Source organism: uncultured Psychrobacter sp. (assembly GCF_947488565.1).
GTDB lineage: Bacteria > Pseudomonadota > Gammaproteobacteria > Pseudomonadales > Moraxellaceae > Psychrobacter > Psychrobacter saeujeotis.
The window spans coordinates 286,367-300,585 of record NZ_CANKZC010000003.1; the positions used below are offsets into that span (position 1 = coordinate 286,367).

At 43.2% G+C, this 14,219-nt stretch carries 10 protein-coding genes; 2 read left to right on the forward strand and 8 right to left on the reverse strand.

What is annotated here, in order from left to right; all coding sequences use genetic code 11:
- On the reverse strand, positions 1–1,344 hold the full coding sequence (locus Q0890_RS08375; RefSeq protein WP_299219443.1) for a glutamine synthetase family protein: 1,344 nt from the start codon (positions 1,342–1,344) through the stop codon (positions 1–3).
- 482 nt (positions 1,345–1,826) lie between these two features.
- Here Q0890_RS08375 and Q0890_RS08380 point away from each other — a divergent pair, with 482 nt between their 5' ends.
- Both Q0890_RS08380 and Q0890_RS08385 read left to right on the forward strand, forming a co-directional pair.
- On the forward strand, positions 1,827–2,567 hold the full coding sequence (locus tag Q0890_RS08380) for a gamma-glutamyl-gamma-aminobutyrate hydrolase family protein (protein ID WP_299219445.1): 741 nt from the start codon (positions 1,827–1,829) through the stop codon (positions 2,565–2,567).
- Positions 2,542–3,198: a cupin domain-containing protein gene (locus Q0890_RS08385; RefSeq protein ID WP_299219446.1), complete on the forward strand. Its 657-nt coding sequence runs from the start codon at positions 2,542–2,544 to the stop codon at positions 3,196–3,198. Before Q0890_RS08380 ends, Q0890_RS08385 begins: the two co-directional genes overlap by 26 nt.
- 60 nt (positions 3,199–3,258) lie before the next feature.
- On the opposite strand, the gene Q0890_RS08390 is transcribed toward Q0890_RS08385, so the two are convergent.
- The 7 genes from Q0890_RS08390 to carA form a co-directional block, all read right to left on the reverse strand.
- Positions 3,259–4,635: a glycosyltransferase gene (locus tag Q0890_RS08390; protein WP_299219447.1), complete on the reverse strand. Its 1,377-nt coding sequence runs from the start codon at positions 4,633–4,635 to the stop codon at positions 3,259–3,261.
- 139 nt (positions 4,636–4,774) lie between these two features.
- The gene (locus tag Q0890_RS08395; RefSeq protein WP_299219449.1) at positions 4,775–5,647 is read right to left on the reverse strand and encodes a TIGR03915 family putative DNA repair protein; all 873 of its coding nucleotides are present in this window, start codon (positions 5,645–5,647) and stop codon (positions 4,775–4,777) included.
- A gap of 11 nt (positions 5,648–5,658) precedes the next feature.
- Entirely contained in the window at positions 5,659–6,927 is a 1,269-nt protein-coding gene (locus tag Q0890_RS08400; RefSeq protein ID WP_299219450.1) for a putative DNA modification/repair radical SAM protein, read from the reverse strand.
- A 191-nt stretch (positions 6,928–7,118) separates the two neighbouring features.
- Entirely contained in the window at positions 7,119–8,072 is a 954-nt protein-coding gene (locus tag Q0890_RS08405) for a hypothetical protein (protein ID WP_299219451.1), read from the reverse strand.
- A 293-nt stretch (positions 8,073–8,365) separates the two neighbouring features.
- Positions 8,366–8,842 (reverse strand): transcription elongation factor GreA, encoded by a 477-nt coding sequence (greA, locus tag Q0890_RS08410; protein ID WP_299219453.1) that lies wholly within the window; start codon positions 8,840–8,842, stop codon positions 8,366–8,368.
- 252 nt (positions 8,843–9,094) lie between these two features.
- Positions 9,095–12,358 (reverse strand): carbamoyl-phosphate synthase large subunit, encoded by a 3,264-nt coding sequence (gene carB / locus Q0890_RS08415; RefSeq protein ID WP_299219454.1) that lies wholly within the window; start codon positions 12,356–12,358, stop codon positions 9,095–9,097.
- A gap of 166 nt (positions 12,359–12,524) precedes the next feature.
- Positions 12,525–13,766 carry a glutamine-hydrolyzing carbamoyl-phosphate synthase small subunit gene (gene carA, locus Q0890_RS08420; RefSeq protein ID WP_299219455.1) on the reverse strand — a complete coding sequence of 414 codons (1,242 nt, stop codon included), beginning with the start codon at positions 13,764–13,766 and terminating at the stop codon, positions 12,525–12,527.
- Positions 13,767–14,219 lie beyond the last annotated feature (453 nt).

Below are 14,219 nucleotides of genomic sequence, written 5' to 3' on the forward strand. Positions count from 1 at the left end.
TTAGACATCCTGTAAATAGGTGAGGTATTCAAGGTTAGTAACTTGCTGAGCAAAGCGCTTGGCTTCTTGTTTTTTGACAGCGATTAACAGCTCAATCATCTCACTTGGGAACAATGAGTCGATTAAATCACTATTTTCAAACTTACGAATGGCTGATAACCAGTCTAAAGGTAACGTTTTAAGCTCACTATCGTCATAAGTGATACTGTTGATGGGTTCTGGGACTTCAAGCTTGTTTTCAATACCATATAACATGCCTGCCAAGACTGCGCTACAGACCAGATAAGGGTTGGCATCTGCACCAGACACGCGATGCTCAATCCGGCGTGCTTTAGAGTCGCCGCCTGGGATACGTACGGCTGCCGTACGGTTTTCGTAGCCCCATGAGATATTATTTGGTGCCAGTGTCCCTGGAGTAAAGCGGCGATACGAGTTGACGTGCGGTGCAAATAATATAGTGCAATCTGACATGGTTTTTAGAAGGCCAGCTACCGCATGACGTAGCATATCTGACCCAGCTTCTGAGCCATCATCAAAAACATTATTGCCATCTTTATCAAGCAGACTACAGTGAACGTGAAAGCCATTACCTGATTGCAAACCAAAAGGCTTTGCCATAAAAGTTGCGGTTAATTTACGACGTGCAGCGACAGCCTTGACAACCTGTTTAAACAAAATAGCATCGTCTGCAGCTTTTAATGGATCGTCGACATGTAATAAATTGATTTCAAACTGGCCACAACCATTTTCAGCCAAGGCAGCATCAACAGGAATATCAAGCTTTTTACATTGCGCATAGATTTCATCTAAAAATTCATCGAATTGTAGTAAATCGTTGATACTTAAAATCGATGTTTTATTGAGGCGCAGCCCACTTTTTGGACGGATAGGGGGTTTTGGGGTTTCGCCTTCAGTGTAATCAAGCAGATAAAACTCAAGTTCCGTTGCCATAACTGGCGTGAGTCCAAGCGCTTTGAATTTTTTACTGATGTAGTCCAATACATGTCTGGCATCACCATAATAAGGCTCGTTGTCTTCGGTATAAAGCCAAACGGGTAACAAGGATGATGGTGCACTAGTGTTAAGAAGGGGATATGCCGCACGGCCTGTAGGACGGGCAATGGCATCTATATCACCATTGCATTGAGAAGACTCAATGACATCAGCACCCCATATGTCGACGCCTAAGATCGACAACGGCAAACGGATGCTACCGTTCTGAGCTTTTTCCATTTGATTAAAAGGGATGCGCTTACCACGAAGTAAGCCATTAATATCACCTGCAGCCACATAGACATATTCAGTGTTGTTTGCAGATTCGACCATTCCATTGGTTGTCGTCATGTCTCTAATTCCTATTAATTTTCAAGATTTTTTGGGTTGTTGCTACCAAGCCTTTAGTAGCTGTTGTATATCACCTTTTTATAAAGGTTATCGAAGATTTCAAATAAAACAGTGACTATAAGTGATGTCATAAATAAAGTTTATTGTCTCGTTACCAGTTACTGCTAAGCACGTTTTATTTATTTTCATCAATAATATTAATGCCTTAGTGTCTGTTTACATCACTATTTATCAATATGCTTAATGGATAAAATGTATCTTTTGTCTTACCGATGTCATTCAATATATGATTGAAATTTATATATGTCAATTACTATTTAAAACTATTAATAAGTAACTTATTATAACCATTATAATTCCGTAGCATTAATAATGAAGTTTATAGTTTACATTTTATGAGCGAGTATGTTAAATTTTAAGCCATTATAAGCTCATTCAATCTGAATCTTTAGGTTCGGATGTTACATTCAAGGAAGATTGACATGCATACTTTTAGACCTGTAATCGCTATTGTTTCTTGTTATAAAATGGTTGATGGTCAGCCATCGCAGTCGGTTTATCAAAAATACATCGATGCTGTGAATTTTTACGGCGGTAATCCTATTTTGCTGCCAAACACAGCTGCTGATAGTGCAAACTTTGACGCATTATTGAAAGTTGTTGACGGTATTTTGTTGACAGGTAGCTATAGTAATGTTGCACCAACCCGTTATGGCGCAACGCATCTTGAAGAAAAACAAGATTTGGGTCGTGACGATTTGAGTTTTAAACTATTGGCTCATGCAGATAAAACAGGCACACCTTTATTAGCGGTTTGCCGCGGTCTACAAGAGATGAATGTACATTTTGAGGGAACGCTACATCCAGATTGGCGTGAAGTGGAAGGGTTTTATGAGCCGCATCTAGAAGACAGTACAGCGCCTCTTGAGGTACAGTATCAACCTGTACACGATGTCTTAATCCAACCAGAAGGACGGTTGGCGGAGTTTGGCAAAGAATGGCATGTCAACTCCTTGCACAAGCAAGCCATCAATAAAGTCGGAGAGCGCTTATCTGTGGAAGCTGTAGCACGTGATGGGCTAGTAGAAGCAATCAGCTTAGTACAACATCCATTTATGATTGGTGTACAATGGCACCCTGAGTTAAATTATGCGCAAGATAACTTGTCCAAATTTTTGTTCACGGAATTCATTCAACATGCCAGCAAAAAACTCTCTAAATAACGTTTCAGGTACAACCACTTTAGACGATACAGTCGCCTCCGAAAAGGCTCAGACAGCCATGGAGGCGGATGAACGACCAGAAGAAGATATTGGTAAAAAGATTAATCAGCTGCGTCTTGCTAAAGGTTATTCACAGCGTAAGCTTGCAAGGCTTGCAGGACTGACCAATACCTCAATCAGTGCTATTGAGCGTAATAAAGTGAGTCCGGCTGTCAATACATTAAAAGCAATCTTAGCGGTGCTAGGCTCTGATTTGACGACTTTTTTTAGTGATGAGTGGAAAGAGCCTAAAGCAAGGGTGGTGGTGACTCCCAAAGATTTGATTGAGCTTAGTGAACCAAATAGCAGGGTGTCACTCAAACAGGTATACAACTGCAGCACAACCAAAAACTTGGGATTTTTGATTGAAACCTATCAGCCCAACAGCTCAACGGAAGAAAAAATCGCTCACGAAGGAGAAGAGATCGGTACGGTTATTGAGGGCAAGATTCTGATTCGTATCGAGGAGACCACATACTTGCTAAATAAAGGGGACAGTTATGTGATTGATACCATGAAGCCGCATACCTTTATCAATCCTAGCGATACGGTGACTCATATAGTGAGTGCGCATACACCAACGACTTATTAGATAAAATGACTATATAGAGTTGCTGCTATACTAAAAAGTAATGCAATTCGTTCTTAACTGTTACTGCTTATAATTGTGTTCCGTTTTACTTTTATCCATTTTACTTTTATTAGTGACGACAGCTTTATCATTAGCAGTCTGTTCTATATTTGCCACTGAGTCGCCAGTTGTTTTTGGCGGCTTTTTTAATAGATTAATCTTTGTATTTATTGTCCTTTTATCATGAGTATCGATAAAAGGAGGGTTGGCCACTTTTAGATGCTTTTTGGATCTTTGTAAAGAATGAGCATCTAACAACGCTTTTTGTTCTTTTTGCAGTGCTTCATACAGACCTTGATAGACTTCAATGGTCTCTTTAATCATTTGGCGCATGGTAAATTTATCTGTCATCTCAGGTCGAGTGACACTTTCTAACTGACTTTTGACAACTTTGCATAGAGCCTGAGCATTATATTTTTTAACCAACCCCTGCGGGTATAACGGCTGCAAAATCTCACTAAAAGCCGCTTGATCCCAACCAACCACAGGTGTACCTAGATGAATCGCCTGCAGGGCATTAATACCGATAGATTCAGGCTGGTTGGCAAGTGCCATAACGATATTGGCCGCTGATAGCCACTCGCGCATGTCGTTACGTTTACGACCGACATAGGTAATACGTTCAGCCAGACCTAACGTATTGGTGCGCTGACGAAAGTCTTCATGCGCCACATCACCATCTCTATGGTCTTCGTCCATAATGATAGCGTGAATGTTGGGAAATTGTTCTTGCAGATTACCTAAAATATCAATCAGCCATTCTTGTCCATACTCATTACCAATGATAGTCGGAAAAACCAACCATTTTTTATGTTCAAGCTCTGGATATTCTGCAAAGGTACGGCGCAACCAATATACAGAAGGGTTGTGCCGATATGGATAACGACGCGTATCAACGCCGCGGTAGATACGCTTGATGGACTTTGGATCGATCTCTTCGCGATGTAAACCTTTTCTCAAATAATTCGTCACACTATCTGATACTGTAATAATAGTATCGACATCCAGTAGTGCTTGTGAATATTTATTAATTGAATAAAAACCATACATGGTTGAGACTAGCTTTGGTCGATGTTTTACGCGTGCTCGGCGCAGGGCTAAATGCAATATCCAAGCAGGTGTGCGTGAATGCACATGGATAATATCAGGATTGTATTGTTCGATAAGATGACGTAGAGGGGCAACTTGTAAAATTGATAACCATGATTTTTTATACATATGCAGCTGATGGTATATATTGCCATCTCGCTCTAAACGTTTGACCAAATCGTTATCATCATCGGCACTAGAGACGATAATAGAAGTATGCCCGTTTTTGGCCAAAGCGCGTCCAAGATGAAAAATCCCACGTTCGGATTCATCATGCTTTAAGGACGACAGTAAGCGCATAACTTTCATAATAGCGTGGGCCACCAGTTAGGATATCAAGCTGCTATTGTCAGTTAAAAATGCTGAAAACTCAACCATGAAGACCGATTAGAGGTGACAAATCGCCATGCTAGCTCAAGTTTCTACAGTCTAAAGAATTGATAAGTGGCTAACGACGCTTTTGCAAGTGTTCAGCATTGGGCAATATTTGCTTTTCGCTTAAGTATTTCCAATAGCGCTGCGGTAAATACTGTCTGTGCAAACGAGGGTTTTTGCGCTCTTTAATGTTGACGTTGGTAAAGTAGCCTTGCCAAAATTTTTGATAACGCTGCTCGTCCTCACTATGTATGCTGGCAGGGTTGCGTAAGACAGCATCATCAAGCTCAGTGATGGTTTGCAATTCGGCAGGATTTGAGGGCGTGCTTTGGCTTTTATCATAATAGATGCCATAACCGCGCGCTAAGTCATATATTGCCCAATGCTGATCTTGATAACGCTGTCGAAAATGCTCCCCAATCAGCGGCAAGACGTTAAAATCAGGCTCAACACGGGCAAAATAGATGTCACTGGTTGTGTGCTCAAAACGCACAAACGCTTCCATGCGATGCTTTTCACGTCCAACAGACTTTACAGTTTGTACCAGCTCAAGTATGTTCAAGTTACCCAAGTCCTGCATAACATGGCGACTAGGGTAGCCAATAGCATATTTGACTACTTGAAATAAAGTGGTACCAATGTCGTCCTTTTCAGACAAAAATCCCCAAAGTAAATTGCGCATACCTGAGCGACCTAATAGCTGGTTTAATTTTACCAATACACGTTCAGCATTTTCTTCATTAGGCACAACGCTGGTTGCTTGAGCAATCAAAGAAGGTACATAACAGTCTTGGGCAATCAATCGTAGTGCTGCATCGTCTTGTAATTTATTAGCATAAACATAGAAGACGGCACTTAGCCAACCTTCAAAACTTGGCTCATAAAGTACAATACTGGGTGTCAATTGACCAACAGAGTACGCGGTGTTTGGGGCCAGCTCTAGCATATACGCTCCTTTTAAAACAGTGCCAGTTGCCCACTGCGTTGATCCTTGTACTTAGTCTGCGTCTGCGCCAGTACGTATTGACGAAAGTTGTCACGTGTTAAATGCGCAAGATGCTCGTTTTTGCCAGTGGTTGCGATAAAATATTTGGCACGATTGACCGCAGCGCCCATTTTTTTGAGATGGTAAAGCGTCAACTGATTAAACTTACGCGCTTTGACTATTTTTTTGGCGGTTTTGGTGCCGATACCTGGAATGCGTACAATCATCTCGTAGCTTGCTGTTTGAATATTGACAGGGAAATGCTCGCGATGACGGATAGCCCAAGCGAGTTTTGGATCACAGTCTAAATCCAAAAATGGCGACTCAGGCTCTACAATTTCATGCGCGCCAAAACCATAAAAACGCATTAACCAATCCGCTTGGTATAGGCGGTTTTCGCGCACCATAGGCACCGGCGTACCGATCGCTGGCAAGCGATTATCAGACAGCATCGGCACGTAACCTGAGTAGTAAACCCGCTTGAGATCATACTGCTTATAAAAGTGACTTGATAACTGAATCACTTGTAAGTCGGTCTCGTTGCTCGCGCCAACAATCATTTGACTGGTTTGACCCGCTGGAGTGAACTTTGGTGCTTTTTTGTGCGTTTTACGGCTCTCACGGATGGTGATGATCTCTTCTTTTACCGCTTCCATCGGTGCTTTTAGCTCGTCGTGCGACTTTTCTGGCGCAAGCAAAGCCAGACCCGATTTGGTTGGAATTTCAATATTGACGCTGAGACGATCAGCATAAAGCCCTGCTTCTAGTAGCAGCTCTTTTGACGCGCCAGGGATGGTTTTTAGATGAATATAACCATTAAAGCGCTCGCGAGTACGCAGGATTTTGGCGACTTCGACCAGTCGTTCCATCGTATAGTCGCCACTTTTAAAGATACCTGAGCTGAGAAACAGCCCTTCAATATAGTTACGGCGATAAAACTGCATGGTCAGATCAACCACTTCTTCGACACTAAAAGCGGCGCGCGGTGTGTCATTGCTTTTGCGTGAGGTGCAGTACGCGCAGTCATAGATACAATGATTGGTCAGCAAAATTTTAAGCAAACTGACGCAGCGACCGTCTTCGGTATAGCTGTGACAGATACCTGTCGCAGAAGCGTCACCGAGTCCGCCACCTTGATTTTTACGCGTGCCAGCTGAGGATGAGCAAGAAACATCATACTTAGCAGCGTCCGCTAAGATGTTGAGTTTGCCTTGTAATCGATCGTAATTGATGGTTGCCATAAGTTATAGTACCCATTCATTAGTAGAGTACTATTTTATCAAAATTAACGCTAAGTCATTGGATTTATAGAAGAATTAAGGATATAACACGACAGATAGTGTCGTATAAAAAATAAAAAAAGGTCTTGAACATTCAAGACCTTTTATAAAGTGATGTGTCAAAACAGCATACGCCATAGTAGGATAGATGATTATTGAACTTTAGCGCGTATAATCACAGTCTGCGGTGTATTGGCATCGAGGTTGACTAAGTTCCATTTGAGACCAGAATAATTCTCTTGAACAACGACGGTATTACCAACTTGTTTGATGGTCTGATAGTTGTCACCACCAGTGGTCGCAAACGTCGGTAGCGAGCTGTTTAAAGATACCAGTTTGACGCCGCTTGGTAATGACACCTTTGCATTGATATCACTCACTGGCTGCGCAGTCGTATTGATATAAGTGGTGTGGTATTCAATAACATCACCGGGCGCGACGTGATTGGCCGGTACGGCAATCTCACGGCCCTCGCTATTTTTTAGAATTTTCATGATTTTAGTTTGCGCACCAACGATATCGGGTGTGCTAAAAGTTGGTTGGAGTTGTAAGGTATCTAAAGATGTTGCTGTAGAGACGACTTGGTTGGTCACTGCTTGGCTAGTAACAGTTTGATTAATGGTTGGCTGGGCGCTAGTTGTTTGATTGAACACTGGCATCTCATTACTAGTAGCAACAGGCAATACTTGGGCTACTGTATTTACAGGAGTGGTTAGGACACCTGCTTGAGTAACTTTTTTGGTCACTGGTATGGTGTTAAGAGGTAGCGTATCAACTGGAACTGTCGTGATCGTTGTACTGCCCTGAGTGGTGCCTTGATGAATAGTATAGCGTGGCACGTTGGAGATTTGAGCGACTGAAAACGGTAGACCGTCTTGCATCGTAATACCATTAGGTGTCGCAGTAATGGTCGCGTTTTTGCCATCAGAGTGCTGCTCGACCACAGTAGTATTGCCAGTAGTAGGCTGACCAATAGCAATTCTAGGAGCAGCATTTGCCGTAGAAGTAGCAAGAACACAACCAATCAATATGCCAAAAAGAGTTGCTCTCATGTATACGAACTGATTTTTGTTAAGTGTTTTTGGCGCACTGATATTCATGGTCATGACAGAGTCCTTTCAGATGATAGTAAATAAAGCTAAGATAAGTATTATATAAATAGAAAAAACCCTTGTAAGCTAACACTGTAGACCGTGTCAACCCACAAGGGTGGAAATCTTAATGGCAACCGCCAGCTTGACCAATACCACTCACAAGATAGGTATTGATTCAAACCCAAACAATTATGCACTAAAAAAATATCAGTAGAAAAGCACAATTGTGTAATTTATAAAGGCCAAAGAGCTGTCAAAGGACTCTATAGTCAGTAGCTAATAAACAATAATTCCAAGTCTCTATACTAACCATAAATGACTTTCATTACTTCATATTCAACCACACCTTTTGGCGTTTCAATACGAGCTTCATCGCCTTCAAACTTACCGATTAAGCCACGGGCAATAGGAGAGTTGACAGAGATTTTACCCACTTTAAAATCAGCTTCGTCATCGCCGACGATTTTATAATGTTTTTCTTCTTCAGTATCCATATTTTCGATGACGACAGTGACACCAAACACCACACGACCTTCTTGTTTTAAGGTTGTAGGGTCAATGACTTGAGCTCCGCCAAGCTTGGCTTCGATGTCACGGATACGCGCTTCACAAAATCCTTGCTGCTCACGGGCAGCATGATATTCAGCGTTTTCTTTTAAGTCACCATGTTCACGAGCTTCAGCGATAGAAGCAGTAATACGTGGACGGTCGACGCTTTTTAGTTGTTTTAATTCGGCTTCTAAGGCGGCATGCCCTTGTGGAGTCATAGGGTAACGTTGCATGGTTTTTTTCCTTAAACCAATAACATCACACCACCTCATAATGAGATGGTGTCGATGTTATTACAATAAATGTGAAATATAAAAAAGATGGTTTTTGTGTTGTTCAATCTTTAAAACGTTAAGGATTCAACAATTGATTTGATATCTTACAATAAACTTACGTGATAAAAAGCATAGTCGCAATTAAGCCACTATGCTTTTTAAAAATTATACTATTAAGGTAAGGTTACGATTATGGTTAATTTACTGAATTTATTCAGTCGCGTCAACTACCTTTGCTTGCTCATGCAAATCTTGTAACTTATAGACATCAAACGGTAAGTCAATCGCGTAAGATTTGCAGACGGCATCAGCGGCACCTAAGGTTGTGACATAAAATACTTTGCCCTGTAGCGCACTACGGCGGATGGAGAACGAATCCTCCTGTGCCTGTTTGCCTTCGGTTGTGTTGATAATAAGGTCAATCTTACCGTTTTTCAAGGCATCAACGATATGCGGACGACCTTCAGTAACTTTATTGATCTGCTGACATTCAATACCTGCATCGCTCAATACTTTTTGGGTGCCAGTAGTAGCAACGATATCAAATCCAAAGTCTGCCAACTGACGTGCGATAGGAGCGATTTGTGCTTTGTCACTATCACGAACTGAGATAAAGGCAGTCTTGGTTTCGCCTGCCGTTGGCAAGCCTGGCAGACGCTCATTACTACCAATAACGGCTTTATAAAATGCTTCGCCAAAGGTCTTACCAACGCCCATAACTTCACCGGTTGATTTCATCTCAGGACTTAAGATTGGATCGACACCAGGGAATTTGGCGAATGGGAATACGGCTTCTTTTACTGCATAAAATGCAGGGACAATCTCTTTGGTAAAGCCTTGATCTTTAAGCGAGGTGCCAGCCATACAGCGCGCTGCGACTTGTGCCAATGACGTACCGATACATTTAGAGACAAACGGTACGGTACGGGCAGCACGTGGGTTAACTTCTAAAATATAGACCGTTTTGCCTTTTACGGCAAACTGTACGTTCATCAGACCGATAACGCCAAGCTCTTTTGCCATAGCAACGGTTTGCGCGCGCATCACGTCGCATAATTCATCAGAGAGCGAGTAAGGCGGCAGTGAACAAGCAGAGTCACCAGAGTGTACGCCCGCCTGTTCGATGTGCTGCATGATACCGCCGATTACGACATCATTACCGTCACAAACACAGTCGACATCAACTTCGATGGCATCGTCCAAGAAGCGATCTAATAGGACTGGTGCTTCATTGGATGCTTGTACGGCAGTACGCAAGTAATGTCTCAGCTCATCTTCGTTATAGACAATTTCCATGGCGCGACCACCTAGGACGTAAGAGGGGCGTACCACTAACGGATAGCCAACGTCTTTTGCTTTAACCAAACCGTCTTCTAAACTGGTCGCCAACGCATTTGATGGTTGTACTAAGTCTAGTTGTTGGATCATGTGCTGGAAGCGCTCACGGTCTTCAGCACGGTCAATTGCATCAGGACTGGTACCGATGATTTTGACGCCGGCTGACTCTAGTGCACGAGCAAGTTTCAATGGGGTTTGACCACCGAATTGTACGATGACGCCGTCTGGGTTTTCGATACGCACAATCTCTAACACATCTTCTAAGGTGATTGGCTCAAAATACAGGCGGTCTGAGGTGTCATAATCGGTTGAGACCGTTTCAGGGTTACAGTTGACCATGATGGTTTCAAAGCCATCTTCGCGCATGGCAAGCGCTGCGTGTACACAGCAATAGTCAAACTCAATACCTTGACCGATGCGATTAGGGCCGCCGCCGATCACCATGATTTTTTTCTTGTCAGTTGGGTTAGCTTCACATTCACTATCGTACGTTGAGTACATATAAGCGGTGCTGGTGGCGAACTCTGCGGCACAGGTATCGACGCGCTTGTAGACTGGATAAACGTTTAAGTCCCAACGCTTTTTGCGTAGCTGTTTTTGCGATACACCAAGTAATTTCGCCAGACGCAGGTCTGATAAGCCTTTACGTTTAAAGCTACGCATATTTTGTTCAGTTAAGCCGCCAAAGCCTAAGGTTTTCACTTGTGCTTCGGTTTTGACAATGTCTTCGATTTGTACCAAAAACCACGGGTCAATTTTGGTAAAGTTGAATACCTCATCGACACTCATGCCAACGCGAAAAGCATCAGCGAGATAGTAAATACGCTCAGGCGTTGGAATAGTCAGGCGGTTAATAATCTCAGAACGCGCTTTGTCAGCAGGTACTTTTGCCAGATCGATTTGCTCATCAAAACCATCAGCGCCTGTCTCCATACCGCGCAGGGCTTTTTGCATAGACTCTTGGAAGTTACGACCGATTGCCATGACTTCACCGACTGATTTCATTTGCGTCGATAGGATATTATCCGCTTGTGGGAACTTTTCAAAGTTAAAACGCGGTATTTTAGTGACCACATAATCAAGCGCAGGCTCAAAGCTGGCAGGAGTCTCGCCACCAGTGATGTCGTTTTGTAATTCATCTAGGGTATAACCAATCGCCAGTTTTGCTGCGATTTTGGCAATCGGGAAACCTGTGGCTTTTGATGCTAATGCTGATGAGCGTGAGACGCGTGGGTTCATCTCGATGACAACCATACGACCCGTGTCAGGGTTGATACCGAACTGTACGTTTGAGCCGCCAGTTTCTACACCAATCTCACGCAGTACCGCCAGTGATGCATTGCGCATGATTTGGTATTCTTTGTCGGTCAAAGTTTGTGCTGGTGCAACGGTGATAGAGTCGCCAGTATGGACGCCCATTGGGTCAAAGTTTTCAATGGCGCAGATGATGATGCAGTTGTCGTTTTTGTCACGAACCACTTCCATCTCGTACTCTTTCCAACCGATTAATGACTCATCGATAAGCAATTGATGGTTCGGTGATAAATCAAACCCGCGCTCACAAATCTCGATAAACTCATCGCGGTTATACGCGATACCGCCACCTGAGCCGCCCATAGTAAATGAGGGGCGAATGATACATGGATAGCCCATTTTTTCTTGGGTCGCAAAGGCTTCTTCCATGGTTTCAGCAGTCTCAGCGCGCGGACATTCAAGGCCAATACGCTTCATGGCTTGGTCAAACAGCTCGCGGTCTTCTGCCATCTCGATTGAATCTTTGGTGGCGCCAATCAACTCGCAGTTATATTTGGTCAGTACGCCATGCTTGTCTAAATCTAGCGCACAGTTAAGCGCGGTCTGTCCGCCCATCGTTGGCAAAATAGCGTCAGGGCGCTCAGTGGCGATGATTTGCTCGACCGTCTGCCAAGTGATTGGCTCGATGTAGGTCGCGTCAGCCATGACAGGGTCGGTCATGATGGTGGCAGGGTTTGAGTTGACTAAGATGACGCGGTAGCCTTCCTCGCGTAGCGCTTTACACGCCTGCGCGCCTGAATAGTCAAACTCACATGCTTGACCGATGACGATAGGGCCTGCGCCAATGATAAGAATGCTTTTTATGTCGGTACGTTTTGGCATAGTTAGGGCTACCTTCGTTTAAATGATATTTTAGTGAATCTATACTTTTATAGGGCTTATCGTGTTTTGTATGATAACGCTTAAACCGCTATTAATGATTCAAGCGTTATATTTATTGTTCGACAGTTGACTATCTACTTACGGTTAATGACTGGTTGTCAAGACTTTAAGCCTTCGCCGTCTTAGCAGCTGCCATCATCTCTGCAAATTTATCAAACAGTGGCGCAGCATCATGCGGGCCAGGGCTGGCTTCTGGGTGACCTTGGAAGCTAAAGACTGGTTTATTGGTCAGCTCAATCCCTTGGTTAGTACCGTCGAATAATGAGCGATGGGTAGACTTCACATTGTCAGGTAGCGTGTCTTCATCAACCGCAAAACCATGGTTTTGACTGGTAATCATAACTGTACCAGTCGCCAAATCTTGTACAGGATGGTTGGCACCATGATGGCCAGTTTTCATTTTGATGGTGTTGGCACCACTGGCAAGACCAATCAGCTGATGACCTAAGCAGATACCAAAAGTTGGAATATCGGTTTCTTCAATGATGTGACGTACCGCATCGATAGCGTAATCACAGGCAGCAGGGTCGCCAGGACCATTTGATAAGAAAATACCGTCTGGATTCATCGCGAGCACGTCTTTGATCGGCGTTTGTGCTGGCACGACGGTCACATGACAGCCACGATCTACTAGCATACGTAGAATGTTGGTTTTACTACCGAAGTCATAGGCAGCAACATTATACTTTGCTTCAACATGCGTACCTAAATGCTTGAAGAAGCCGCCTGTACCGCTATCATGGCTACCGGGCACATCACGGTTGAGTAGAGTATCTGATAAATCCCAGCTGCCTGCTGTCCACTCAAACGTTGTTGGCGTACAGCATTCTTTTGCTAAGTCCATGCCTTCTAAGCCAGCAAATTCTTGTGCTAGTTTAATGGCTCGCTGCTCGTCATCGCTGCTGATGGTTTCACCATTAGAAGCCGTCAGGATACAGCCGTTTTGTGCACCTTTATCACGTAATAGACGCGTTAATTGACGGGTATCAATATCGGCAATGGCGACTGTATCATGATTTTGCAGATAATCGCTCAATGATTCTGAATTACGAAAGTTTGAAGTAACCATCGTCGCATCGCGGATAATCAGACCGTCTGCCCAGACTTGATGACCGTTACCAGACTCAACATCTTCAGCGTTAGTACCAGTATTGCCAATATGTGGATAGGTGAGAGTGACTAGCTGGCGTGCGTAGCTTGGGTCGGTCAGGATTTCTTGGTACCCTGTCATGGCTGTATTAAAAACCACTTCGCCGACACGATGACCAAGACTACCGATACTGACACCGCGAAAAATCGTACCGTCTGCTAGTGCCAAAATTGCTTGTATTTCTGTCGATGAACTCAAGGGTTGCCTCCACTATTATTGGTGAGTGCCATGATAATGTGTTGATTCAAATATTGGCTTACAAGTGCTTTTTAGACTGTTATAACTGCCGTCAAAACCAGAATAAAAAAGGGCTAAAGTCAAAAATTTTCCACAAAAAAGCGAGAAGACATTATTGATGGAAACTACAAAACTCACTGGGTAGTGAATAGGTAACTTGCATCATGTCCGCTCGCTTAGGCACAGATTTTGCGCATTATATACAATATATGCCAATATAGCTAGCCGATTAACAAGCTTAATAATCACTTATCAAAGGATAGTTGCAAACAAGCCTTTCAAAATTATAAAAATAGCCTAAGTAAAAGGAATCTAACTCTCTACTCAACATCAATATAGCCACACGTCTGCTATCAAAATGGCTGGATTTTATGACATAGCTTTGCCACAATGGACGGCACTTAATTATATCCA